27 protein-coding genes are annotated in these 21,855 nt (G+C 71.3%); 20 read left to right on the top strand and 7 right to left on the bottom strand.

Annotated elements, in window-relative coordinates:
- Window positions 1–23: 23 nt before the first annotated feature.
- The gene (locus tag GLX30_RS19075) at window positions 24–803 is read right to left on the bottom strand and encodes a response regulator transcription factor (protein ID WP_159690340.1); all 780 of its coding nucleotides are present in this window, start codon (window positions 801–803) and stop codon (window positions 24–26) included.
- 239 nt (window positions 804–1,042) lie between these two features.
- Here GLX30_RS19075 and GLX30_RS19080 point away from each other — a divergent pair, with 239 nt between their 5' ends.
- From GLX30_RS19080 to GLX30_RS19110, 7 genes are all read left to right on the top strand, one after another.
- Complete coding sequence (locus GLX30_RS19080; protein ID WP_159690342.1) at window positions 1,043–1,870, top strand: alpha/beta fold hydrolase; 828 nt, start codon at window positions 1,043–1,045, stop codon at window positions 1,868–1,870.
- Window positions 1,871–1,915: 45 nt separating this feature from the next.
- Window positions 1,916–2,170, top strand: a complete 255-nt coding sequence (locus GLX30_RS19085; protein ID WP_159690344.1) for a MoaD/ThiS family protein — start codon at window positions 1,916–1,918, stop codon at window positions 2,168–2,170.
- 10 nt (window positions 2,171–2,180) lie between these two features.
- The gene (locus GLX30_RS19090) at window positions 2,181–3,422 is read left to right on the top strand and encodes a hypothetical protein (protein WP_244258214.1); all 1,242 of its coding nucleotides are present in this window, start codon (window positions 2,181–2,183) and stop codon (window positions 3,420–3,422) included.
- 129 nt (window positions 3,423–3,551) lie between these two features.
- Window positions 3,552–4,244 (top strand): DUF2993 domain-containing protein, encoded by a 693-nt coding sequence (locus GLX30_RS19095; protein WP_159690348.1) that lies wholly within the window; start codon window positions 3,552–3,554, stop codon window positions 4,242–4,244.
- A gap of 520 nt (window positions 4,245–4,764) precedes the next feature.
- Window positions 4,765–5,604 (top strand): sulfurtransferase, encoded by an 840-nt coding sequence (locus tag GLX30_RS19100; protein ID WP_159690351.1) that lies wholly within the window; start codon window positions 4,765–4,767, stop codon window positions 5,602–5,604.
- Between the two features lie 28 nt (window positions 5,605–5,632).
- The gene (locus GLX30_RS19105) at window positions 5,633–5,920 is read left to right on the top strand and encodes a DUF1416 domain-containing protein (RefSeq protein WP_159690353.1); all 288 of its coding nucleotides are present in this window, start codon (window positions 5,633–5,635) and stop codon (window positions 5,918–5,920) included.
- 86 nt (window positions 5,921–6,006) lie between these two features.
- A complete protein-coding gene (locus GLX30_RS19110; RefSeq protein WP_159690356.1) occupies window positions 6,007–6,270 on the top strand; it encodes a DUF3099 domain-containing protein in 264 nt (87 codons plus the stop codon).
- 28 nt (window positions 6,271–6,298) lie between these two features.
- Here the strand turns inward: GLX30_RS19110 and GLX30_RS19115 are convergent, their stop codons facing one another.
- Window positions 6,299–6,661 (bottom strand): DsrE family protein, encoded by a 363-nt coding sequence (locus GLX30_RS19115; protein WP_159690358.1) that lies wholly within the window; start codon window positions 6,659–6,661, stop codon window positions 6,299–6,301.
- A 102-nt stretch (window positions 6,662–6,763) separates the two neighbouring features.
- On the opposite strand from GLX30_RS19115, the gene GLX30_RS19120 reads away from it, so the two are divergent.
- The 6 genes from GLX30_RS19120 to GLX30_RS19150 all read left to right on the top strand — a co-directional run bounded on the left by GLX30_RS19120 (window position 6,764) and on the right by GLX30_RS19150 (window position 11,906).
- Window positions 6,764–7,732 carry a hypothetical protein gene (locus GLX30_RS19120; RefSeq protein WP_208545443.1) on the top strand — a complete coding sequence of 323 codons (969 nt, stop codon included), beginning with the start codon at window positions 6,764–6,766 and terminating at the stop codon, window positions 7,730–7,732.
- Window positions 7,729–8,643, top strand: coding sequence for a hypothetical protein (locus tag GLX30_RS19125; RefSeq protein ID WP_244258544.1), 915 nt, complete (start codon window positions 7,729–7,731; stop codon window positions 8,641–8,643). Before GLX30_RS19120 ends, GLX30_RS19125 begins: the two co-directional genes overlap by 4 nt.
- Window positions 8,640–9,581 (top strand): hypothetical protein, encoded by a 942-nt coding sequence (locus GLX30_RS19130; RefSeq protein ID WP_244258215.1) that lies wholly within the window; start codon window positions 8,640–8,642, stop codon window positions 9,579–9,581. Before GLX30_RS19125 ends, GLX30_RS19130 begins: the two co-directional genes overlap by 4 nt.
- Window positions 9,582–9,825: 244 nt before the next feature.
- Window positions 9,826–10,398, top strand: coding sequence for an FABP family protein (locus GLX30_RS19140; protein ID WP_159690361.1), 573 nt, complete (start codon window positions 9,826–9,828; stop codon window positions 10,396–10,398).
- Window positions 10,399–10,487: 89 nt separating this feature from the next.
- Window positions 10,488–10,925, top strand: a complete 438-nt coding sequence (locus tag GLX30_RS19145) for a transcriptional repressor (RefSeq protein WP_159690364.1) — start codon at window positions 10,488–10,490, stop codon at window positions 10,923–10,925.
- Between the two features lie 9 nt (window positions 10,926–10,934).
- Complete coding sequence (locus GLX30_RS19150; RefSeq protein ID WP_159690366.1) at window positions 10,935–11,906, top strand: folate-binding protein; 972 nt, start codon at window positions 10,935–10,937, stop codon at window positions 11,904–11,906.
- Between the two features lie 58 nt (window positions 11,907–11,964).
- On the opposite strand, the gene dtd is transcribed toward GLX30_RS19150, so the two are convergent.
- Window positions 11,965–12,402, bottom strand: a complete 438-nt coding sequence (gene dtd, locus GLX30_RS19155) for a D-aminoacyl-tRNA deacylase (protein ID WP_159690369.1) — start codon at window positions 12,400–12,402, stop codon at window positions 11,965–11,967.
- A gap of 168 nt (window positions 12,403–12,570) precedes the next feature.
- On the opposite strand from dtd, the gene GLX30_RS19160 reads away from it, so the two are divergent.
- From GLX30_RS19160 to GLX30_RS19170, 3 genes are read left to right on the top strand one after another with little or no spacing between them, the layout of a single operon-like run.
- Window positions 12,571–13,194, top strand: a complete 624-nt coding sequence (locus GLX30_RS19160; protein ID WP_159690372.1) for an AmfC protein — start codon at window positions 12,571–12,573, stop codon at window positions 13,192–13,194.
- A 45-nt stretch (window positions 13,195–13,239) separates the two neighbouring features.
- Window positions 13,240–14,214 (top strand): asparaginase, encoded by a 975-nt coding sequence (locus GLX30_RS19165; protein WP_159690375.1) that lies wholly within the window; start codon window positions 13,240–13,242, stop codon window positions 14,212–14,214.
- 60 nt (window positions 14,215–14,274) lie between these two features.
- Window positions 14,275–15,519, top strand: coding sequence for a GNAT family N-acetyltransferase (locus GLX30_RS19170; protein WP_159690376.1), 1,245 nt, complete (start codon window positions 14,275–14,277; stop codon window positions 15,517–15,519).
- Window positions 15,520–15,552: 33 nt separating this feature from the next.
- Here GLX30_RS19170 and GLX30_RS19175 read toward each other — a convergent pair whose 3' ends face one another.
- Window positions 15,553–15,720 carry a hypothetical protein gene (locus GLX30_RS19175; RefSeq protein WP_244258216.1) on the bottom strand — a complete coding sequence of 56 codons (168 nt, stop codon included), beginning with the start codon at window positions 15,718–15,720 and terminating at the stop codon, window positions 15,553–15,555.
- A 152-nt stretch (window positions 15,721–15,872) separates the two neighbouring features.
- On the opposite strand from GLX30_RS19175, the gene GLX30_RS19180 reads away from it, so the two are divergent.
- Entirely contained in the window at window positions 15,873–16,754 is an 882-nt protein-coding gene (locus GLX30_RS19180) for a winged helix-turn-helix domain-containing protein (protein WP_159690381.1), read from the top strand.
- Window positions 16,755–16,777: 23 nt separating this feature from the next.
- Here the strand turns inward: GLX30_RS19180 and GLX30_RS34395 are convergent, their stop codons facing one another.
- Window positions 16,778–16,945: a hypothetical protein gene (locus GLX30_RS34395; RefSeq protein WP_167306843.1), complete on the bottom strand. Its 168-nt coding sequence runs from the start codon at window positions 16,943–16,945 to the stop codon at window positions 16,778–16,780.
- Between the two features lie 225 nt (window positions 16,946–17,170).
- Here GLX30_RS34395 and GLX30_RS19185 point away from each other — a divergent pair, with 225 nt between their 5' ends.
- The 3 genes from GLX30_RS19185 (at window position 17,171) to GLX30_RS19195 (ending at window position 20,024) form a co-directional block, all read left to right on the top strand.
- A complete protein-coding gene (locus tag GLX30_RS19185) occupies window positions 17,171–18,097 on the top strand; it encodes a GntR family transcriptional regulator (RefSeq protein WP_159690384.1) in 927 nt (308 codons plus the stop codon).
- A gap of 2 nt (window positions 18,098–18,099) precedes the next feature.
- On the top strand, window positions 18,100–18,822 hold the full coding sequence (locus GLX30_RS19190; RefSeq protein WP_244258217.1) for an HAD hydrolase-like protein: 723 nt from the start codon (window positions 18,100–18,102) through the stop codon (window positions 18,820–18,822).
- Window positions 18,823–18,944: 122 nt separating this feature from the next.
- Window positions 18,945–20,024, top strand: a complete 1,080-nt coding sequence (locus GLX30_RS19195; RefSeq protein WP_159690389.1) for a phosphotransferase — start codon at window positions 18,945–18,947, stop codon at window positions 20,022–20,024.
- Here GLX30_RS19195 and GLX30_RS19200 read toward each other — a convergent pair.
- Both GLX30_RS19200 and GLX30_RS19205 read right to left on the bottom strand, forming a co-directional pair.
- Entirely contained in the window at window positions 20,005–20,778 is a 774-nt protein-coding gene (locus GLX30_RS19200; RefSeq protein WP_159690392.1) for an ABC transporter permease, read from the bottom strand. The genes GLX30_RS19195 and GLX30_RS19200 overlap by 20 nt on opposite strands.
- Complete coding sequence (locus GLX30_RS19205) at window positions 20,771–21,769, bottom strand: ATP-binding cassette domain-containing protein (RefSeq protein ID WP_159690395.1); 999 nt, start codon at window positions 21,767–21,769, stop codon at window positions 20,771–20,773. Before GLX30_RS19205 ends, GLX30_RS19200 begins: the two co-directional genes overlap by 8 nt.
- Window positions 21,770–21,855: the final 86 nt, after the last annotated feature.

Below are 21,855 nucleotides of genomic sequence, written 5' to 3' on the forward strand. Positions count from 1 at the left end.
GCGCGAAGTCTACGCGTGGTGACCTACCTCTGGGCAGGGCGTACGGCCGGTTGCTCCACCTCGGCGCCGTCATCCGGACGGGCTACTGCCTTGGCGGCCTTCGCCTTGGCCTCCTCGGCCGCCCGTTCGACCTTCTCCGGGGCGACGAACCGGTAGCCCACGTTCCGGACGGTCCCGATGAGCGACTCGTGCTCGGGACCGAGCTTGGCGCGCAGCCGCCGCACATGGACGTCGACCGTGCGCGTACCGCCGAAGTAGTCGTAGCCCCAGACCTCCTGGAGCAGCTGCGCCCGGGTGAAGACCCGGCCGGGGTGTTGCGCGAGGTATTTGAGCAGTTCGAATTCCTTGAAGGTCAGGTCGAGGACCCGGCCCTTCAGTTTGGCGCTGTACGTCGCCTCGTCCACCGACAGGTCACCGTTGCGGATCTCCATCGGGGAGTCGTCGGAGGTGATCTGCTGGCGGCCGGTCGCGAGCCGCAGCCGTGCCTCGACCTCGGCCGGTCCGGCCGTGTCCAGCAGCACGTCGTCGATGCCCCAGTCGGCCGTGACGGCCGCGAGGCCGCCCTCGGTCACGACGAGGACGAGCGGACAGCCGGGCCCGGTGGACCGCAGCAGCTGGCACAGCGACCGCACCTGCGGCAGGTCGCGGCGGCCGTCGACGAGGATCACGTCGGCACCAGGGGTGTCGACGAGGGCAGGCCCCTCCGCCGGTGCCACCCGTACGTTGTGCAGAAGCAGTCCGAGGGCGGGAAGCACCTCCGTCGACGGCTGGAGGGCATTGGTCAGGAGCAGCAGGGAGCTCATCGCGTCCCACCTGCTCTGATCGTCGTGCTTTCTGCGTGCTGGGGTCGCTCGTCGGTTCGCTCGTCCATGACGTCGGTTCCTCCTCGGTCCCTGCGAGGACGTGCACTGCTTCGTACGCGGCTCTCTCGCGCCTGAGAGCCTTTGTGAGGCTTTGTTCACCAGCCTGTAACAATGGCCGGAAAACACAAAAGGATCCGGGGGCTGCATTGCCCGGATCCTCTCGCAGCAGAATAGCCCACATGAGTTCTGGGCGAGAGGGCCGATTTCACACTGTGGACGTGTCAAGGATCTCTCCGCGCCCTCAGGGCGCAACTCTCCTGACATCCGACGGTGTCCGGATCGAAGCCCGCTACGCGCCCTGCGCGAGTGGCCCGACCGGCACCGTCGTCGTCGTCGCGCACGGTTTCACCGGCTCGGTCGACCGGCCCGCGGTGCGCCGCGCGGCGCGGACCTTCTCGCGGTACGCGGGGGTGGTGACCTTCTCCTTCCGCGGCCACGGCCGCTCGGGCGGGCGCTCCACGGTCGGCGACCGCGAGGTACTGGATCTGGCCGCCGCCGTGGAGTGGGCCCGGTCGCTCGGGCACACCCGGGTGGTGACCGTCGGCTTCTCGATGGGCGGTTCGGTGGTGCTGCGGCACGCGGCGTTGTACGGCGCCCGGATGCACGAGGGGCGCACGGAGGCACGCACGGACGCGGTCGTCTCGGTGAGCGCCCCCGCCCGCTGGTACTACCGCGGTACGGCGCCGATGCGGCGGCTGCACTGGGTGGTCACGCGCCCGGCCGGCCGGATCGTCGGGCGGTACGGCTTCCGTACCCGTATCCACCACCAGGACTGGGACCCGGTGCCGCTCTCCCCGGCCGAGTCCGTGCCGCTGATCGCGCCGACGCCGCTGCTGATCGTGCACGGCGACCGGGACCCGTACTTCCCGCTCGACCACCCCCGGATGCTCGCCGCGGCGGCAGAGGGGACGGCGGAGCTGTGGCTGGAGCAGGGCATGGGGCACGCGGAGAACGCGGCGGACGAGGCGCTGCTGCGCCGCCTGGGGGAATGGCTCATCGGCCGATAGCCCATCATGGTGAGCGGCGCGCACAGAGACGAAAGGAGTGCCGCTATGGCAGCGGGAACCATCCGCTACTGGGCCGCGGCCAAGGCGGCGGCCGGCATCGCGGAGGAGCCCTACGCGGCGGAGACGCTCGCGGAGGCCCTGGAGGCGGTGCGGGACAAGCACCCCGGGGAGCTGACGCGCGTACTGCTGCGCTGCTCGTTCCTCGTCGACGGTGACCCCGTCGGGACCCGCAGTCATGAGACCGTACGGCTTGCCGAGGGCGGCACGGTCGAGGTGCTCCCGCCGTTCGCAGGAGGGTGAACCGCACAGCATGAGCAGCGACCAGCAGTATCCGTACGGACAGCAGCCGTACCCGTCCTACGGGGACGCGTACGGGCAGCAGCCGGTGGGATACGAGGACGCCCACCGGCAGCAGCCGACGGGCCACGACGACGCCCACCGGCAGCAGCCGTACCGGGACCCGGGCGAGACGCAGACCTGGCAGGGCGAGACCTGGGACACGCAGTACCAGCCGGTCGTGCAGCCCGGCGCATACCCGCCCGCCGGGGCCGACGGCTCCTGGCGCGGGCCCGAGCCGCAGCCACAGCAGCAGGCGCCCGCTCCGGGTGCGGCCGACACGGCGTACCTGCCGCCGGTGCCCGCCGCCTCGGGTCTGCCGCTGCCGCCCGAGGTGCCCGTGTCGCCCGCTCCCGCCCACGCCCCGGTGGCGTACCCGAGCGCGCCCGCCCCCGTGGCGGAAGCGGCGCCCGAGGCCCCGGCCGGGTACAGCTCGCCGACCGTCGGCGGCAACGCCCGGATCACGGACGCCCAGCGCGCCCGCGCCGAGGGGCGTTCGCCGATCATCGCGCCGGGAATGCAGCCCGCCGGCCTGACCGCCGTGCTCGCGCTGCTGCTCGCCGGCGGCGCGGCCGTCGGCCCGTACGCGCTGCTCGTACCGCTGGTGCTGCTCCAGGCGGTCACCGCGGCCGGCTGGTTCCGCCTGAACGGCATGTGGCCGGCCAGGCAGGGCATCGCGCTCGCGTTCCTCGGCGGCCTCGCGGCCGACGTCGCGCTCCTCGCCTCCGGCGACGGGAACGCGCCCGCCGCGATCATCGGCACGCTCGGGGTGTGGGTGCTGCTGACGCTCGTCCTCCAACTGCGCAGTCACGCAGGGCCCGACGAGCGGATGTACGGCCTCATGGCGACGGTCGCCTCCGCGGCCTTCGCCGTCCTGGCCGCCGGGCATCTGGCCGCCGCCGACGACGCGGTGGTGGTCGGTGCGATCGCCGTCGCCGTCGCCACGACGGTCCGTGCGCTGCCGCTGTCCGGCGTCGTCTCCGCCGCGCTCTCCCTTGCGGGGGCGGCGGGTGCCGGCATCGCGGCCGGCGAGCTCACCGGCATGGGCTCCGGGGGCGCGGTGCTCGGTCTGGCCGCGGGCGGGTGCGCCCTGATCGGTCTGCGGGTGGCGAGCTACGACTACCCCTCCCGCTTCGTCCACATGACCGCCGGTGTGGCGCTTCCGCTGACCGCCGCTGCCCCCGCCGTCTACCTGATCGGGCGCGCGCTCGCATAGCCGCCCGCACGGAGGGCAGGTGCGGAACCATCGGCGGCCGCCGGACGTCGATCACTGCGCAGGCGTCGTCCCGACCGGCTCGGGCTCAACGGGCGTCCGTGGCCAGACAGGGTGGGGGACACCGAACACATGCGTGCACTGCGAATACTGATCGTCATCGCCGTCGTCCTCGGCGGCCTGTTCGTCGCCGCGGACCGGATCGCGCTCAACGTGGCGGAGTCGGAGGCGGCGGAGCGGATCAAGGTCCAGGAGGGGACGGCCGACTCGACTTCCGTGTCCATCAAGGGCTTTCCCTTCCTGACGCAGGCGATGGACAGCGAGTTCGACGAGGTCGAGATCAAGCTCGACGGCATACGCACCAGCGCGGCGGGCCGGCCGGTGCGGATCGAGGAGATGACCGCCGACCTGTTCGACGTCCGGGTCGCCGAGGGGTACTCGAGCGCCACGGCCGCCCGTGCCGAGGGCACCGCTCGTATCAGCTACGCGGACCTCACGGAGGCCGCCGACGACGGTGTCAGCGTCGCGTACGGCGAGAACGGCAAGGTCAAGGTCACCGGCTCGGTGACGCTGCCGCTGTTCGGGAAGATCACGCGCAGCGTGGTGTCCACGGTGAGTATCGTCGGCGGGGACACGATCAGGGTGCGCGCCGACAAGGTCCCGGGTGAGGGCGTCCCCGGGCTCGAGGGCGAGATCCGTAAGAAGACGGACTTCGACCGGAAACTGGGCGGGCTGCCGGCGGGGCTGAAGCTCGAGAAGGTCGAGGCCGGGCCGGACGGCGTCGTCATCACGGTCACCGGCAAGGACGTCCGGCTCGCGGGCTGAGCCGAGGGAACTGAGCCGAGGGGCGCGCCGGACCGGGGGCGCCGGGCCGCGTCCTGCCGGACCGGTGCAGGGCGGAGCGGGCGCGCCCGGTCGGGGGCGGACCGGGGCCGGGCGCGCCGAATGGTGAGACGGCGGTGTCCGCTGTGCAGATGCAGGCGGGGCGCGGCCCGCCTCGGGGACACGCCCGAGCGGCAGGGATCCGATGCTCATCCCGAATAGTGGACGATCGCGTCTCACCATACGACACGCCGGTGACATGGCCACCGACTCGTCCCTACGATCGGTCCCATGAAGCAGCGACAGGCGGATCTCACGAAGCGGCGGGCAGTAGACCTGTGCCGCGTCGCCGCCATGCTCTGTCGCACCGTCTGAGCGGGAGCACTGCCCCGTATCCCCAGGCCCTTCGACCTCCATGTCAGGGCCACCCCGTGCTGATCGACGCCCTTCCGCGTACCCGCACACCTCTCGCGCACAACCCCTCGCGCACCACCGCCGCACACTGCCCCGGAGGAGAACAACCATGAGCCGCAGCGACGTCCTGGTAGACGCCGACTGGGTCGAGGCCCACCTCGACGACCCGAAGGTCGTCATCGTCGAGGTCGACGAGGACACCTCGGCCTACGACAAGAACCACATCAGGAACGCGATCCGGATCGACTGGACCAAGGACCTCCAGGACCCGGTCCGCCGTGACTTCATCGACCAGGAGGGATTCGAGAAGCTCCTGTCGGCGAAGGGCATCGCGAACGACTCCACCGTCGTTCTCTACGGCGGCAACAACAACTGGTTCGCCTCCTACGCCTTCTGGTACTTCAAGCTCTACGGCCACGGCGACGTCCGTCTGCTCGACGGCGGCCGCAAGAAGTGGGAGCTCGACTCCCGCGACCTGGTCGCGGAGGTGCCGGTCCGTGAGGCGACCGCGTACAAGGCCAAGGCCCAGGACACGTCCATCCGCGCCTTCCGCGACGACGTCGTCGCCGCGATCGGCAGCCAGAACCTGGTCGACGTGCGCTCGCCCGACGAGTTCAGCGGCAAGCTGCTCGCCCCGGCGCACCTCCCGCAGGAGCAGTCGCAGCGTCCGGGCCACGTGCCCAGCGCCCGCAACATCCCGTGGTCGAAGAACGCCAACGACGACGGAACGTTCAAGTCCGACGAGGAGCTCAAGGCCCTCTACGAGGACGAGCAGGTCGACCTGTCGAAGGACACCATCGCGTACTGCCGCATCGGCGAGCGCTCCGCGCTGACCTGGTTCGTGCTCCACCAGCTCCTCGGCCAGGAGAACGTCAAGAACTACGACGGCTCGTGGACCGAGTACGGCTCCTTGGTCGGCGTGCCGATCGAGCTCGGCGCCAACAAGTAATCCGCCCCGACCTTTTCTGGAGAACAGCATGTGTGGAGCGCAGGCCGGCGGCCCCGACGCCTCGACGATCAAGCCCGGTGAGACCACCATCCAGGGCCAGGTGACCCGCGACGGCGAGCCGGTGACGGGCTACGTCCGTCTCCTGGACTCGACCGGCGAATTCACCGCGGAGGTCCCGACCTCGGCGACCGGACAGTTCCGCTTCTACGCGGCCGAGGGCACGTGGACCGTGCGCGCGCTCGTGCCCGGCGGCACGGCGGACCGTACGGTCGTCGCCCGGACGGGGGGCCTCTCCGAGGTCGCCATCGCCGTCTGAGTCATTGACAGGCCGAAGGGCCGCACCTCCTGGGGGTTGGACGCTACCGGGAACGAGGTGCGGCCCTTCGGTCGTACGCTGGAGGCATGTACGCCAGGCGTCGGCACGTCTACTTCCTGCTGATGGGCGGCTGCCTCTTCCTTTTCGTCGCCGCCTGGGCCGTGGTGCGGCTGTGGTCCGTCCCCGTGGCGGTGGGCATGTGCGTCGTCGCCATGGTCATCCCTCCGGTCGCCGCCGTGATCGCCAACCGGCGCGGCCCGGACGACCGCTGGTGGGACGACCCGTCCGGCGATCCGAAGTCCGACGACTGGTGGGACGAGCTCGACGGCAGACGCCGGCCGCACCAGTAGGCGGGGCCGGCGCGGTGCGGGGGCGCGGTCAGTAGACCAGGGCCTGCACACCCTCCGGCATGATCTCGCTGACGAACACCTGCGCGCCCGCGATCCGCACGCCCTCGAGCGTGTCCTTCTCCGTGATGTCCCGCCGCGCCGCGCACTGCGTGCACAGCGTGATCTTCCCGTTCGCCTGGATCGACTCGATCAGCTCGGGCAGCGGCGCGGCATGCGGCAGCTCGAACTCGGCCGCCCGCCCCGGCAGCGCGAACCAGGCGGACTCCCCGGTCAGCCAGAGTGAGACCTCCACCCCGCTGGCCGCGGCCACGGCCGCGACCGTGAAGGCCTGGGAGCAGCGCTCGGGTGCGTCGGCACCTGCGGTCACCTTGATCACGAGCTTGTTCGCCATATGCCGAACTGTAATGCGCCGCCCTACAACCCTGGCCCCGCGGCCGGAGTCTGCTGGATACGCGGATACGGAATCCGCGGCTCAGGTCTCGTGGGGGGACTCTTGGAAACGCAGGACCATCAGGTGCCGCAGGAGGCGGCACCCGACACACGACCGGAGCCGGCCGTGCCGCGGGCAGCCGTCCCGGACCCGGCGCCGGAGCCGGCAGCCGTCCCGGACCCGGCAGACCCGGCAGACCCGGCAGCCGTCCCGGACCCGGCGCCGGAGCCGGCAGCCGTCCCGGACCCGGCAGACCCGGCAGACCCGGCAGCCGTCCCGGACCCGGCGCCGGAGCCGGCAGCATCGACCGTCCGGCCCCGCCGCAGAGGGCGCACGACGCTCCTCGTCGCCGCCGCCGCGGTCCTCGGGGTCGTCGCGGGCGCGGTCACGGGCTACACCGTGCAGTACCACCGGGAGCCGACGCCGCTCCCGCCGCTCTCCCAGCCGGAGATCAGGACCCCGAAGCCGGTCACGGCGGGGGAGCACACCACCGCCCGGTCCGTGTCCGTCAACCGCTGGGTGAAGACCGACGGCGACCTGCGGCAGCTGCTGGTCCCCGAACCCAAGGGTGCGAAGACGGAGAAGAAGGCCGACTGGGACGACCTCTTCTCCTTCGCGACGTGGTTCGAGGACGAGGACTACATGTTCGAGGACCTCGCGGAGAACGACTTCCGCCGGGCCGTGAGCGTCGGATGGTCCGAGGACGAGAAGGTCTACGTCGACATCCGCCTGGTGCAGTTCCGCGAGAACACCGAACTCAACGCGGAGCGGTTCGGCGAGGGTCAGCAGGCGTACATGAGCGAGGACGAGTGGGCCGGCAACGACGGCGAGCCCATCCCCGGCAGCGCCAACGGCCGCACCTACGTCTACGACGAACCCCACCGCGAGGCCGGGTACGAGCCTCTCTACCAGGGCCGGGCCGTCGCCTGGCGCGGCGACCTCGTCATGATCATCGAATACGTGAACAACTCGGGCCCGATCAGCGAGAAGGCCCTGAAGTCGCTCGCGAAGCGCCAGTTGGAGCGACTGTGACCCAGCACGACGAACGCCGAGAGGCGACTCCCGAGGCGCCGGCCCCCGACGCGAGGCCCGAGCGGCCCGCCGAGGCTGCCGTGCCCGAGCAGCCCGAGCAGCCTGTGACCGTCCCGCAGCCCGAGCAGCCCGAGCCGCCTGTGACCGTCCCGCAGCCCGAGGCGCCCGCGCCCGAGGCGCCCGCGCCCGTCGCCCGGCGGCGCTTCCCTGTGAAGCTCGTCGCCGCCGTGGTGGGCCTCGGCCTCGTCGCCGGCGCCGCCGGCTGGGGCCGTACCGCTCTGCGGGACGCGGACCGGACCGCGCCGACGGTCACCTGGGCCGAGCCGGCCGAGCATCCGGAGCTGGACTTTCCGCCTCTGGATCCGACCGGGCTGGCGGCACAGCTGCTTCCCCTGCCGCCCTTCGACCGCCCGGGTCCGGACATCGACGAGTTCGGCAACGACTCCGTCGTGGACCAGCGGCGTGCGGTCGCACTCTTCAAGGAGGGTTCCCGGGGCCTGCCGAGCGCGAAGCGCAAGGCGTACGACAAGGCCGTAGAGAAGCTGCGCATCAAGGGCCTGGCCATGCGCAGCTACCGGGACTCGGGCAACCGGTACGTCCTCGAGACGCGCCTTGCGCAGCTGGAGAACACCAAGGCTGTCACCGGAATCACCGCATTCCAGAAGGAGATGACCGAGGCCTTCGGCGTCTTCCGCAAGGGGCCGAAGATCAAGGGGCATCCGGACGCGGCGTGCTTCCTGCTGCCGAAGGTCAAGGACCTGAAGCTGGACGCCATGATGTGCACCGGCCACGTGGGTGAGGTGCTGGTGACCATGTACGCGTACGGGCCCAAGCCGCTGACCACCAAGTCGCTCGCCGAGCTCGTCGGCGAGCAGCTCGACCACATCGCTTCACCCGGGGAGTCCGTGTGACCGACCAGAACACCCCAGCGGCCCCCGCCCCGGCGCCCGGCCCCGGGTCGGCACCGCCTGCCGCGGCGCTCCCGGACACGCCGGCCCCCGAGTCCGCCCCGCAGGAGGCCCCCGCGTCCGACGGGACCGCCGCCCAGGCCCCGGAGCCGCAGCCCGCCGCCGTCCCGCGACAGCGTGACCGCCGGGTTCTGCGGGCCGTGCTGCGCTGGACGGCCGCCGTGGTGGTCTTCGCCGCGGCCGGCACCGGCACGGCGCTTGCCGTCGTCGACCAGGAGCGCACCGACGTCCCGGGACTGTCCACCCTCTCCGACGGACGCTGGGACTACCCGCAGCTGACCAAGCCGGTGCTGCCGGCCGGTGCACCGCTCCCGTTCGTGCAGGAGAACCCGGGCGAGATCCACTACGCGGACCTGGAGCAGCTGCTGCTTCCGGCGCCCGCGGGCAGCACCCCCGACAGGTCCCTGCGGGGTGAACGGAGCCGGGTGACCGTCGACCGGTACCTCGACGAGTACGCGGAGGACGGCCGCGAGAGCCTGCGGGAGCACCTCACCGAGGGCGGTCTGCGCCATGTGGTCGCCCGTGGCTGGTCGATGCCGGACGGCACCTCGACACGGATCTTCCTGCTCCGTTTCCACACCTCCGCCCTCGCCGGCCACTACTTCGACGCGCAGATCGGCGGCGCGCCGGACACCGGGCTGCGGCCCGAGGGCGTGGAGGAGGTGTCGTCGTTCGACCTGGACTGGGAGACCGCCGCCAAGGTGACGTCCACCGAGCGCTACGTCTACGACGAGCCGGCGCCCCGCGGCCCGGTGCACGTCCGCCACGCGTACGTCACCGCCGGTGACACCCTCGCGCTCGTGGTGGTCTCCCGTAAGGGCGAGGCTCCGCTCGTGCCCTTCCACCAGACCGTCGTCCTGCAGAACCAGCTGCTCGGCTGACGCGACCTCACAGAACGGGCCGGGCCCCCGCCCACTAAGCTGGGGCCCGGCCTGCTTTCGCCTCCACGCTCATTCGAGGAGCACCCCGTGATCGTTTTCTTCGAAGCTCTGCTGGTTCTGGTCTGCGTCGGCGTCCTCGCCTTCGCCGGTCTGACCGTGAAGAAGCTGTACCAGGGCCAGCGGTAGTCACCCGTACCCTCGGGACCCGTACCACTCGACACCCTAGAGATCGACAGAGCTGCTCATGATCGAGATCCCGTCCGACCTGAATCCGGACCTCGTCCCCCTCGCGTTCCTGCTGGGCACGTGGGAGGGCGCGGGCGTCGCGGACTTCCCCGGCGCCGAGAAGTGCAACTTCGGCCAGTCAGTGACCTTCAGCCACGACGGCCGGGACTTCATCGAGTACGTCTCGCACTCCTGGGTCCTCGACACCGAGGGCAACAAGGTCAAGCCGCTGGAGAGCGAGTCCGGCTACTGGCGCATCGACAAGGAGCGCAAGGTCGAGGTCGTCATGGTCCGTGACCAGGGCATCGTGGAGATCTGGTACGGCGAGCTCGCCCACCAGAAGCCGCAGATCGACCTGGCGACGGACGCCGTCGCCCGCACCGCGGCCTCCGGCCCGTACAGCGGCGGCAAGCGGCTGTACGGCTACGTGAAGAGCGACCTGATGTGGGTGGGCGAGAAGGCCACCCCCGAGGTGCCACTGCGCCCGTACATGTCGGCGCACCTGAAGAAGGTCGTCACCCCCGAGCAGGTCGAGTCGTGGGCGAAGGACCTCGGTGACCTGCCCGACGACGGCATCGCCTTCTTCAAGTAGGCCTGCCTCCCGGACACGGCACTCCGCCGGCGGGACATCCATTCGCACCGGACGGCCGCCGGACGGTGCGCGCTGCCTACACTGGGGGCGTGGTGAGCACCGACTGGAAGAGCGATCTGCGGCAGCGCGGCTACCGGCTGACTCCGCAGCGCCAGCTTGTCCTCGAGGCCGTCGACGCCCTTGAGCACGCCACGCCGGACGAGATCCTCGGTGAGGTGCGCAAGACCGCGTCCGGGGTGAACATCTCCACGGTCTACCGGACGCTGGAGCTGCTCGAGGAGCTGGGCCTCGTCTCGCACGCCCATCTCGGCCACGGCGCGCCCACCTACCATCTCGCCGACCGGCACCATCATCTCCATCTGGTGTGCCGGGACTGCACGGACGTGATCGAGGCGGACGTCTCGGTCGCCGCGGACTTCACCACCAAGCTGCGTGAGACGTTCGGCTTCGAGACGGACATGAAGCACTTCGCCATCTTCGGGCGCTGTGAGGACTGCACGGCGAAGGCCGCGGAGACCGAGTCGTAGGCTGGGGCCATGTCATCGACCAGCCCTCTGTTGGCCCTGCCCGGCGCTGTCCCCGCCGAGGGGCGCGACGAAGGGGTCGCCGCGCACTACGGCGACCTGTTCCGTGAGCAGCGCTCCCTCGCCGACGGCAAGGGCTTCGTGGACCTGTCGCACCGCGGGGTCGTCACCGTCACCGGCGAGGAACGGCTGAGCTGGCTGCATCTGCTGCTCACCCAGCATGTGAGCGAGTTGGCCCCCGGGCAGGCCACAGAGGCGCTGATCCTCTCCGCGCACGGCCACGTCGAGCACGCCCTGTATCTCGTCGACGACGGCGAGACGGTCTGGGTGCACGTCGAACCGGGCACGCGCGAGGCGCTCATCGGCTACCTGGAGTCGATGAAGTTCTTCTACAAGGCCGAAGTGGCCGACCGCACCGACGACTTCGCGGTCGTCCATCTGCCGGCCGGGTCCATCGCCGAGGTGCCGGAAGGCGTCGTCGTACGGGAGACGGCGCACGGCCGTGACCTGTTCCTGCCGCGCTCCGGCCTCGAGGCGTTCGCCGCGGAGGCCGGGCCGGCCGTGGGGATCCTCGCGTACGAGGCCCTGCGGGTGGAGAGCCACCGTCCCCGTCTCGGGTTCGAGACGGACCACCGCACCATCCCGCACGAGCTGGGCTGGATCGGCAGTGCCGTGCACCTCCAGAAGGGCTGCTACCGCGGTCAGGAGACCGTCGCGCGTGTCCACAACCTGGGGAAGCCGCCGCGCCGTCTGGTCTTTCTCCACCTGGACGGCAGCGAGGTGCACCTGCCCCCGCCCGGTACTCCGGTCCGCCTCGCCGCCGAGGGGGCCGAGGGCCGCCAGCTGGGCTTCGTGACGACGTCCGCCCGCCACTACGAGCTGGGGCCGATCGCGCTCGCCCTGGTGAAGCGGAACGTGCCGGTGGACGCCGAGCTGCTGGCCGGGGACACGGCGGCCGCCCAGGAGACGGTCGTCGAGCCGTAGCCCGGCCACCGCCGCCAGGGCCTCCCGCGCGGCGCCTGCCTGATCCGAACGAAAGACCCTAGACCTCGATCAGCACGGTGAACGGGCCGTCGTTGGTGAGCGAGACCCGCATCTTCGCTCCGAACCGGCCCGTTTCCACGTGCGCGCCGAGCGCCCGCAGCTGCGCCACCACCTCGTCGACGAGCGGCTCGGCCACCGGGCCGGGGGCCGCCGCGTTCCATGTGGGGCGGCGCCCCTTGCGGGCGTCCCCGTAGAGGGTGAACTGTGAGATCACCAGCAGGGGCGCGCCCACGTCCGAGCAGGACTTCTCGTCCTCGAGCATACGAACCGACCATAGTTTCCTGGCCAGTTGCGCCGCCTTCTCCTGGGTGTCCGTGTGCGTGACCCCCACCAGCACACACAGTCCTTCGCCGGTGATCTCACCGACGGTCTCCGGTCCCGACTCGCCGGGCACCACGACGCTCGCGCCGTCGACCCTCTGTACCACTGCTCGCATACGGAGCAACCTATCGGGGCCGTCCGGGCCGCCATTCAGGGCCGAACGGGTGCGATGCGCCTGCATGGGGACGTATCGGAGTGGCACCATGCACGAAGGCGGTGCAACCCCTCGGCCCTCCGGGCCCGGGAAGGCCCATGCACCGGTCGAGGGGACGGACACACGCACATGAGCACTTCTGGCGCCGGGCAGTCGCTCGGTCCCGTACCGATCCGGCCGCATTCCGCTTCCGCGGTCCGCCCGCCGCGGCAGCGCAACGGCGCTGAACTGCCCGCGCACCCGGAGCACGACCTCACCGCGCTGCGCCTGCCCGAGCTGCGCACGCTGCGCCGCGACTCGCAGCGCGACGAGGCGGACCTCAGCTATGTGCGGCGGCTGGTCCAGGGCCGTATCGACATCCTCCGTGCCGAGCTGGCCCGCCGTGAGGGGCCCGGCGCGACCGGGACACCCGGAACACCGGTGGTGGACCGGCTGGTCGTGGACCGGCTGTCGGAGATCCTCGCCGACCCGCCGTCCAGGCGTGGATCGTCCGCCCGCCATGTGACGCTCTCCACACCGCACGGGGAGGAGTACCGGCGGCTCGCCTCCCAGATGCTCGACGAGGTCCAGCTCTCGGACCTCGACGCCCGCACCGACGAGGAGTTGCACACGGCGATGGGCCGGCTGCTGGGCTACGAGCAGCAGGTCTCGCACCGCCGCCGGTTGCTCCAACGGACGGCCGACGATTGCAGTGCCGAGATCGCCCGCAGGTACCGTGAAGGCGAAGCACAAGTAGACGACCTGCTCACATGAAGCGATCCTTCCGGTGGGCGGATCCCCTGCCCCGGAAGGCCGCCGATGTCCTCCTCGTCCTCCTCCAGCACCGACGCCGCCATATCCCCGGTCCTCGCCGAGGTGGTGCGTTCCGGCTTCGTGGAGGGCCGGCACAGGGGTTCGCTGGTCGTGCTGGCCGCGGACGGCACCGTGGAACTGGCGCTCGGTGATCCGTCGCTGCCCGTCTTCCCTCGTTCGTCCAACAAGCCGATGCAGGCCGCGGCGGTGCTGCGGGCCGGGCTGGACATCGACGGGGAGCGTCTGGCACTCGCCGCGGCCAGTCACTCGGGCGAGGCCTTCCACCTCGAGCTCGTACGCAAGATGCTCGCCGGACACGGACTGACCGCCGACGAGCTGCTGACCCCCGCGGACCTGCCGCTCGACCCCGTGGAGGCCGAGGCGTACCTCGCGTCGGGGCAGGTGCGCGACAAGGTCACCATGAACTGCTCCGGCAAGCACGCCGCCATGCTCGCGGTCTGCGCCGTGAACGGCTGGGACCGCAAGGGCTATCTGGACCCCATTCACCCCCTTCAGCAGCTGGTCCGCACGGTGGTCGAGGACGCGGCGGGCGAACCGGTCGGCGCCGTCGGCACGGACGGCTGCGGCGCACCGCTGATGGCCGTCTCCCTGACCGGTCTGGCCCGCGCCTTCCGGCACTTCGTGCTCGCCGCTCCCGGTACGGCCGAGCGCCGTGTCGCGGACGCGATGCGCGCCCACCCCGAGTACGTCGCCGGTACCCGCCGGCCCGACACCTGGCTGATGCGCGAGGTGCCCGGCACGCTCTCCAAGATGGGCGCGGAGGCGGTGCAGGCGGTGGCGCTGGCGGACGGCCGGGCACTGGCGTTCAAGATCGACGACGGTTCCACCCGGGCGCTGGGGCCCGTGCTGGCGCGGACGCTCACGCTGATGGGCGTGGACTCGCCGGTGGTCGCCCGGATCGGGCACCTGCCGCTGCTCGGCGGCGGCGTCGAGGTCGGGTCGGTACGGGCGGCGTTCTGACGCCCGGGGCGGCGGAAATCCGGATGCGGCGGCTTCGGCCGCCCGCCTAGCGTGGTGTCCATGACTGTCGAAACGCGCCTGATCGCCGAGTCCGAGTACCCCGACTGGCTCAGGGCGCTGGCCACGGGCTTTCTCCGGCCGCCGGTGGTCACCGACGAGGAAGTCGCCGACCGCCGGTCGGGTACGGATCTCGGCCGGGTCAGGGGCGCGTTCGACGCCGGCCGGTGTGTGGCGACGTACCGTTCCTTCGCCCAGCAGCTCACCACGGTCGGCGGCGCACGGCTCGCGGCGAGCGCCGTCTCCAACGTCACGGTCTCCCCGACGCACCGCCGCCGTGGCCTGCTCAGCCGGATGATCGACGCCGATCTCGCCGAGGCCAAGGAGCGCGGCGACAGCGTCTCGACGCTGATCGCCGCCGAGTACCCGATCTACGGCCGGTACGGCTACGGCCCGGCCACCACCACTGCCGAGTGGTCCGTGGACGTGCCCCGCGCCGGTCTCGACCCGCGAACGGCGGGCCCGGACGACGGCGGTCGCGTCGACCTGGTCGACGGCGACGACGTACGCAAGCTCGGCCCGGAGCTCCACCAGCGGCTGGCGGCCACGCAGCACGGCGTAGTCGACCGGGACGAGCGCTGGTGGCGGGTGAACACCGGCCGGACGCAGCTTCCCGCGCATCCGTGGACGGAGCCGTTCTACGCCGTGTACCGCGCACCGGACGGCACGGTCGACGGGCTGCTGACCTACTCGGCGGACGACAAGTGGGGCGACGGCAAGCAGCCGCTCAACACGGCCACCGTGCGCGACATGATCGCGCTGAGCCCGGCCGCGGAGCGCGCCCTGTGGCGCTTCGTCTGCTCGGTCGACTGGATCACCACGGTCCGTTCCGGCCACCGTGCCCCCGACGACCTGCTGCCCCACCTGCTGCCTGACCCCCGCGCGGCGCAGATCGTCACGCAGGCGGACTTCCTGTGGCTGCGGCTCCTGGACGTTCCGGCCGCGCTGTCCGCCCGGACGTACCAGGGCTCGGGGACCCTGGTGCTGGACGTGCGGGACGACTCGGCGCTCGCGTCCGGCCGCTTCCGGCTGGACGCGTCGCCGACGGGCGCGTCCTGCACGCCCTCGTCACAGTCGCCGGACCTGACCCTGGACGTACGGGAACTGGCCACGCTCAGCCTGGGTGACGAGTCGGCGACCCGTCTCACGGCCCTGGGCCGCCTCGACGAGCACACCACGGGGGCGGCCGCGCGGGCGGACCTGCTGTTCCGCACGGGACGCCGGCCCTGGTGCCCGGACGTGTTCTGAGAGCTCGGCGGGTGCGGGCCTACGGCCTCGCGCTCAGGCCCCGGCGGTCAGCGCGGGGGCCACGAGCAGGAAGCCGCCGATGGTGGCGCAGGTGGAGTTCTCGGACCTGAGACCGATGGTCAGCAGGGCCAGGCCGAATGCGGCCGTGAGACCGAAGCGCCATTGCACGTACTGCTCGACGACCAGGGACACCAGAGGCACGGCTGTTCTCCTCACGCTCAAAAAGGGGGAAGTTGCGTACGAAGTCAGCCGAGTTGGCCGCCAACTTGTAGAAGTTGTCCCCAGTTGGCCAAGATAGATAAACAACTCCCTGGTAACTCCCGCCATGCGCGGTGAAGTTGTAGCGTTCCGGTGTGACCCACGAGCAACAGGCAGTGGCCGCCCGGGGCAAGCCCTCGTACGGCGAGGTGGCAGAGGTCCTGACCGATCGCATCCGTACCGGTCTGCTGAGAGCCGGCGAGCGGATGCCGACGCAGGAACAGCTTGCCGCCGAGTTCGGCGTCGAACGGCGCACGGTCCGCCAGGCGCTGGAGCTGCTGCGCGACGCGGGTCTGATCACGGTGGGCGGCAAGGGTGCGCCCGCCCGGGTGTCCGTCCCGCCGCAACGGGATGCGGAGGAGACGCCCAGGACGACGGCCGCCGCGCTCGGACCGCGTCTGGTCGAGGCGTTCGAGGCGCCGAACGTGCGGGTCGACGCGATCTGTCTCACCACGGAAACCCTCAACCAGGCCCTCGCCGAACCGCTGCGGCGGGTCCAGGCGCGGGAGATCGCGACGCCGGAGAGCGTCCGCGTCAGGGTCCTCGTGCCGGCGCACGACATGAGGCTGGCCTTCCCGCGGCCGGCGGAGGGGGCGGCCGACGACGACAAGGTGCACCGGCACTGGCAGGTGCGGCGCGACGGTCACGGGCGGGGACTGCTGCTGAGCCTCGAGGCCCTGGCGACCCGGGGCATCGACGTCGAGGTGACGCTGAGGACGCTGCCCTTCACACCGCCTGTGAAGCTCTATCTGCTGAACGGCGCGGAGGCGCTCTTCGCGTACTACAACGTCCATGAGCGCACGGAGCGCATCGCCGGTACGGAGACGAGGATCTTCGACGCCCTCGGCAGCGACTCGACGCTCTTCCCCTTCGAGTCCGGCGGGGGGCGGCGGGACCAGGCGTTCGTGGCCCAGTCGCAGACGTGGTTCGACAGTCTCTGGGGCACGCTGGCCGCGGACGTCGTGTTCGACGGCTGATCAGCCGTCGAACACGAGCGCCGTCAGGGCCCCGTGCTGACTGCCGGAGCGATCAGCAGGAAGCTGCCGATACCCGCGCAGGCCGCGTTCTCCGCCTTGATGCCGACCGCGAGCAGGGCGAGCCCCAGGGCGGCGACGAAGCCGTACCGCAGCTGCACGTACTGCTCGGCGAGGAGGGTGATGAGAGGCATGGGGGTCACTCCTTCGAGGGAGAGGCGCCGGGCTCGCACTCCGTTGTGCTGCGGGGCTGACAACTGGACCGGGTGTTAGGTCAACTGCCGTACAAATTGGTCTGGTTGACCTGTATGGGTGATGCCCCCCGGGGGCATGGTCGCAAACTTGTCTGGTTGCTTGTTTCTTGTCGGGTCGGTGCGAGGCATCTCTCCTTGGCTGTACGTCAGTTGTATGGTTGCGGCGTGACGAGTCATGGATCTGTCCCGCGAGACCACACGCACCGGTACCTCTCGGTCGCCGACGCCCTGCGCAGGGAGATCAACGACGGGACACGCCGGCCGGGCGACCGTCTGCCCACCCAGAGCGAGCTGGTCTCCCGGTTCGGTGTCTCCCGGGCGACGGTGAACCGGGCCATCGAAGTCCTCAGGGAGCAGGGGCTCATCGAGTCGCGGCAGGGCAGCGGGACGTTCGTGAGCCGGAGCGAGCGCAGCATCCCGGCGCAGACCGGCGCAGGCGACGGCGAGGACGTGTGGGCGGTCGTCTCCGAACGTGTCCCGCCGGTGGTGCTCGCGCCCTACCTGGAGGAGGCGTTCGAGGCCACGGAGGTCACCCTCGACGTGTTCTCGATGACCACGGAGACCCTCGCGGCGAGGGTGTCCGCCCAGAAGACCCGCATCATGGACGGCGAGATCCGTCCGCCGCGCAGCATCAGCGCCCGGCTGATGCTCCCGGACACCGACTCTCCCGTGCTGGCGATCCCACGGCTGAAGGACGGGCGGGACGACCCCCGCGTACGGCGCCGGCTGCGAGGCATTCTCCAGGCGCACGCGTCCATGCTCAGCCAGTCTCTGTACGAGCTGCGCGACCGCGGACTGGTGTCCGAGGTCTCCGTCGAGGTCCGGCTGGTCCCGTTCGCGCCGCAGCTCAAGCTGTACATCCTCAACCGCCGGCTGGCGCTCCAGGGCTTCTACCCGCCGGAGCTGGGGACGATCACCGTCCCTCCGGACGGTGAGGAGGTGACGATCCTCGACGCGTACGGCACCGGGGCGACCCTGTTCCCCTTCCGTGCCGCCGCCGACTCCACACCCGAGCAGGTCGGCATCGTGCGGGCGTTCCAGTACCTCTTCGATTCGATGTGGAAACACCAAGCCAAAGAGGCGGATTTCTGACCGTGCCATCTGTCACCACGTCCGTGGCGGTCCCGGACGCGATGAGGGAGATGCTCTCCCGGGCGCAGTGCATCGTGTTCGACCTGGACGGCCCGATCGCGCGGGTCTTCGCCGGCGAGCCCGCGGCGGTCATCGCCCGCGAGCTGTGGGAGATCGCCGAACGCGACGGCTGCCTGGTCGAGGAACTGCGCGGCTGCCCCGACCCGATGGCCCTCCTGTACGGGCACACCGCGGAGATGCGGAGGAACAACGGCGGCGGCGGTTGGGCGGAGACCGTCGCGAAGATGCACGACCAGCTCGACGCCTACGAGCGCAAGGCCGCCGAGTCGGCGACGCCCACGCCGGGCGCCGCAGCTTTCATCGAGGCGTGCCATGCCTCTGGAAGGACCCTCTCCATCGCGACGAACAACCATGTGGACGCCGCGACACGGATCCTGGCGCGCATGTCCGTGCGCCACTGCTTCGAGGGCCCGGTGGTCGGCAGGGGCCGGGACGCGCTCCTGATGAAACCCCATCCGGCGCCGCTCCAAGCGGCCATGCTGCGCGGCGTCGCCGTGGACCGGCACCTGATGATCGGCGATACCGGCACGGACTTCCGGGCCGCCCAGGAGGTGGGGATGCCGTTCTACGGGTACCACCGGTCCGAGCGGGGAAGGCGACGGCTGCGGGAGGCCGGTGTACCGCTGATCGCTTCCGGAATGGCGGAGTTCCTTCCGTTCACCTGAGGCGATGACGGGCGAAGACCCGAAGCGGCGCGACGGTTGTACCTTGCTTGTGGAGGAGGACCGCACCATCCAGGGAGGTCCGTGAACGAGGAGGCGGCCGCATTCACACCGGGGCAGCGAGCATGACGGCCGAGCCTTCGGCGAGGGTGTGGCAGCAGGCCGTGCGGCTCAGCGCCGGCGAGGCGCTGATCGAGGGGCCGCTCAAGGGGTACCACCACGAGACCTACGCCTTCCCGCTGCCCCACCCGGCGGGCGGGGCCGGGACGGTCCGGTGGAAGTGCCGGGAGCCCCGTGAGGGGATTCTCCGCTTCGACCGGCGCTCCTTCCCCTCGGAAGGGGCGCTGGTCCGTGCTCTGGCCGGTCATGTCTCCAGCGTTCCGGAAATCATCGTGGTCGACGACATCGGCCTCCAGCGGTTCATCGAGGGCTCGACGCTCGCTCTGCACGGACGTCCTGGGACCGCCGTCCCGGAGGCTCATGTCACCCAGATCGAGCGGCTGTTCCGCGAGCTGGCGGCCGTTCCTCCTGCTGCGCTGCCGCCGGAGGAACCGGCCCGCGGCGCGGCGGGCGGCGCCGCCGACGGGGACTGCGGCGCGTTCGCAGAAGCGCTGATCCGTTTCACGGAGGAGCGCGTCCACCAGGCGCACCGGCCGGTGTACGGGCGGCTGTTCCAGGAGCTCGGCGTGCCCGAGGAAGGGCTGCTGCGGCTCGCGGAGCGGACCCGTTCCTTCAGCAGGCGCCCCTTCTGTCTCCTGCACGGGGACCTGCACCGGGAGAACTTCATCGTCGACGGCGACGGCCGGCTGTGGACGATCGACTGGGAACTGGCCATGTTCGGCGACCCGCTGTACGACCTGGCCACCCATCTGCACCTGATGGGGTATCCGGCGGAGCAGGAGGCGGCGGTGGCGCGCCGCTGGCGGGACGCGGTCGAGGAGGCACGGCCGGGGAGCTCGCGCGGCTGGCGCAAGGACCTCCCTCATCTGCTGCGCTACAAGCGGGCGCAGTCCGTCTACACGGACGTCATCCGCGCCGCCCTCGCCGTGGCCCGGGGGGACATCGACTGGCGTGCCCTTCAGGCGACCTCGCACAAGCTGCGGACGGTCCTGGCCCGCGGGCGTTCGGCGCTCGGCTCGGCGCCGCCGCCGGACGTGCCCCGGATCATGACCGCCCTGGTGTCCTTCAGCGTGTCCGCGCCCTGAACAGAACCCCCGACAGCGCGACCGCCACCGCCAGGATCGCGGCGCACCACGCCAGCGCCGTCCACGGCGCCGTGCCGACCGGCTCGTCGTGCAGGAGCCCGCGGAGGGACTCGATCAGCGGCGTGACCGGCTGGTGGTCGGCGAAGCCGTGGAGCCAGGACGGCATCGTCCCGATGGGGACGAAGGCGCTGCTCGGATAGGGCAGGAACATCATGAAGAAGGTGAAGCCGGCCGCCGCTTCCGGTGTTCTGGCCATCAGGCCGACCGCCGCGGACAACCAGGAGAGCGCGACCAGGAACGCCAGCAGGATGCCCGCCGCGGCGAGCCAGCCGGCCGCGGAGGCCGACGGGCGGAAGCCGATGAGGAGGCCGACGGAGAGGACCAGCGCGGTCGAGAAGACGTTGCGCACGGTGCTCGCCACGACGTGACCGGCCAGGATCGACGTGCCGCCGACGTCGAGGGACCGGAAGCGGTCGATGATGCCGCCCTTCATGTCCTCGCTCACCCGGACCGCCGTGCCGGACGAGCCGAAGGCCGAGCAGAGCACGAGGATGCCCGGGGCGACGTAGTTGACGTACTCCGTACCGGTGTTGATCGCTCCGCCGAAGAAGTAGACGAAGACGAGCATCAGCATGACCGGCAGCATCATCGAGGTGATGACGGCGTCGACGTCGCGGCGGCCGAGGCGGACGCAGCGGCCGGTCATGGTCAGGGCGGGGGTCAGCAGGCGCACGGCGCCCGACGTCTCAGGCATGGGTGGGCTCCTGCCGGGAAGCGGCGCCGGTGCGGGTGAGGGTCAGGAACACGTCGTCGAGCGTCGTGGTGTGCAGCGAGAAGCGGGAGACGTCACGCCGCTCCGGGTCGATGTCGTCGAGCAGCGCGCGCACCTCGAGGGCGGTGCCGTCGGTCGGCAGGCCGAGCGTGAGCGACTCGGGGGAGCGGTGCACGGCCCGCTGCTCGTGCCGTGCGTATGCGGCCCGGTCCGTGAACACGACGTCCAGGCGGTGGCCGCCGACCTTCGCCTTGAGCTGCGCGGCGGTGCCCTCCGCCACCATGCGGCCCGCGTCCATGACGGCGACGCGGTCGGCGAGCCGGTCGGCCTCCTCCAGGTACTGGGTGGTCAGGAAGACCGTGGTGCCGCGGCCGGAGAGGTCGCGGACGACCTGCCAGAGCTCCTGGCGGCTGCGGGGGTCCAGGCCGGTCGTCGGCTCGTCCAGGAACACGACCTGGGGGTCGCCGACGAGCCCGGCGGCGAGGTCGAGACGCCGGCGCATACCGCCGGAGTACGTCACGGCGAGGCGGCGTCCGGCGGCAGCGAGGTCGAAGCGCTCCAGCAGCTCGGCCGCCCGGCGGCGTGACGCCGCGCGGGACAGGCCGCCGAGGCGGGCCATCATGCGGAGGTTCTCCTCGCCGGTCTGCTTCTCGTCGACCGCCGCGAACTGGCCGGTGAGGCTGATGGCGCGGCGTACCCGGCCCCGGTCGGCCGTCACGTCGTGTCCTGCCACGCGGGCACGTCCCGCGTCGGCGGCGGTAAGTGTGGCGAGGATCCGCACGGTCGTGGTCTTGCCCGCCCCGTTCGGTCCGAGCAGCGAGAAGACGCTGCCCCTTTCGACCCGCAGGTCGATGCCGTCGAGCACGGTCACCTTCCCGTAGGCCTTGCGCAGACCGTGCGCCTCGATCGCCGGCTCGTCGGTGGGCGTGTCGTGCGGCGACCGCCGGGTGGCCGTCGGTTGTCCGGTGCTCATGATGGCGAGCCCCCTTCTGCGTATGCGATACGCGTTACTGTGTAAGGGTTACGCATTACTAGGATGGGCGTCAAGCGCGAGAGGGC

Origin of the sequence: Streptomyces sp. Tu 2975 (assembly GCF_009832925.1) — a bacterium.
GTDB lineage: Bacteria > Actinomycetota > Actinomycetes > Streptomycetales > Streptomycetaceae > Streptomyces.

Bases quoted from the DNA above. Each gene is read 5' to 3' on its own strand.
- GLX30_RS19075 (WP_159690340.1), bottom strand. From the start codon at position 803: ATGAGCTCCCTGCTGCTCCTGACCAATGCCCTCCAGCCGTCGACGGAG.
- GLX30_RS19080 (WP_159690342.1), top strand. From the start codon at position 1,043: ATGAGTTCTGGGCGAGAGGGCCGATTTCACACTGTGGACGTGTCAAGG.
- GLX30_RS19085 (WP_159690344.1), top strand. From the start codon at position 1,916: ATGGCAGCGGGAACCATCCGCTACTGGGCCGCGGCCAAGGCGGCGGCC.
- GLX30_RS19090 (WP_244258214.1), top strand. From the start codon at position 2,181: ATGAGCAGCGACCAGCAGTATCCGTACGGACAGCAGCCGTACCCGTCC.
- GLX30_RS19095 (WP_159690348.1), top strand. From the start codon at position 3,552: ATGCGTGCACTGCGAATACTGATCGTCATCGCCGTCGTCCTCGGCGGC.
- GLX30_RS19100 (WP_159690351.1), top strand. From the start codon at position 4,765: ATGAGCCGCAGCGACGTCCTGGTAGACGCCGACTGGGTCGAGGCCCAC.
- GLX30_RS19105 (WP_159690353.1), top strand. From the start codon at position 5,633: ATGTGTGGAGCGCAGGCCGGCGGCCCCGACGCCTCGACGATCAAGCCC.
- GLX30_RS19110 (WP_159690356.1), top strand. From the start codon at position 6,007: ATGTACGCCAGGCGTCGGCACGTCTACTTCCTGCTGATGGGCGGCTGC.
- GLX30_RS19115 (WP_159690358.1), bottom strand. From the start codon at position 6,661: ATGGCGAACAAGCTCGTGATCAAGGTGACCGCAGGTGCCGACGCACCC.
- GLX30_RS19140 (WP_159690361.1), top strand. From the start codon at position 9,826: ATGATCGAGATCCCGTCCGACCTGAATCCGGACCTCGTCCCCCTCGCG.
- GLX30_RS19150 (WP_159690366.1), top strand. From the start codon at position 10,935: ATGTCATCGACCAGCCCTCTGTTGGCCCTGCCCGGCGCTGTCCCCGCC.
- dtd (WP_159690369.1), bottom strand. From the start codon at position 12,402: ATGCGAGCAGTGGTACAGAGGGTCGACGGCGCGAGCGTCGTGGTGCCC.
- GLX30_RS19160 (WP_159690372.1), top strand. From the start codon at position 12,571: ATGAGCACTTCTGGCGCCGGGCAGTCGCTCGGTCCCGTACCGATCCGG.
- GLX30_RS19165 (WP_159690375.1), top strand. From the start codon at position 13,240: ATGTCCTCCTCGTCCTCCTCCAGCACCGACGCCGCCATATCCCCGGTC.
- GLX30_RS19170 (WP_159690376.1), top strand. From the start codon at position 14,275: ATGACTGTCGAAACGCGCCTGATCGCCGAGTCCGAGTACCCCGACTGG.
- GLX30_RS34395 (WP_167306843.1), bottom strand. From the start codon at position 16,945: ATGCCTCTCATCACCCTCCTCGCCGAGCAGTACGTGCAGCTGCGGTAC.
- GLX30_RS19195 (WP_159690389.1), top strand. From the start codon at position 18,945: ATGACGGCCGAGCCTTCGGCGAGGGTGTGGCAGCAGGCCGTGCGGCTC.
- GLX30_RS19200 (WP_159690392.1), bottom strand. From the start codon at position 20,778: ATGCCTGAGACGTCGGGCGCCGTGCGCCTGCTGACCCCCGCCCTGACC.
- GLX30_RS19205 (WP_159690395.1), bottom strand. From the start codon at position 21,769: ATGAGCACCGGACAACCGACGGCCACCCGGCGGTCGCCGCACGACACG.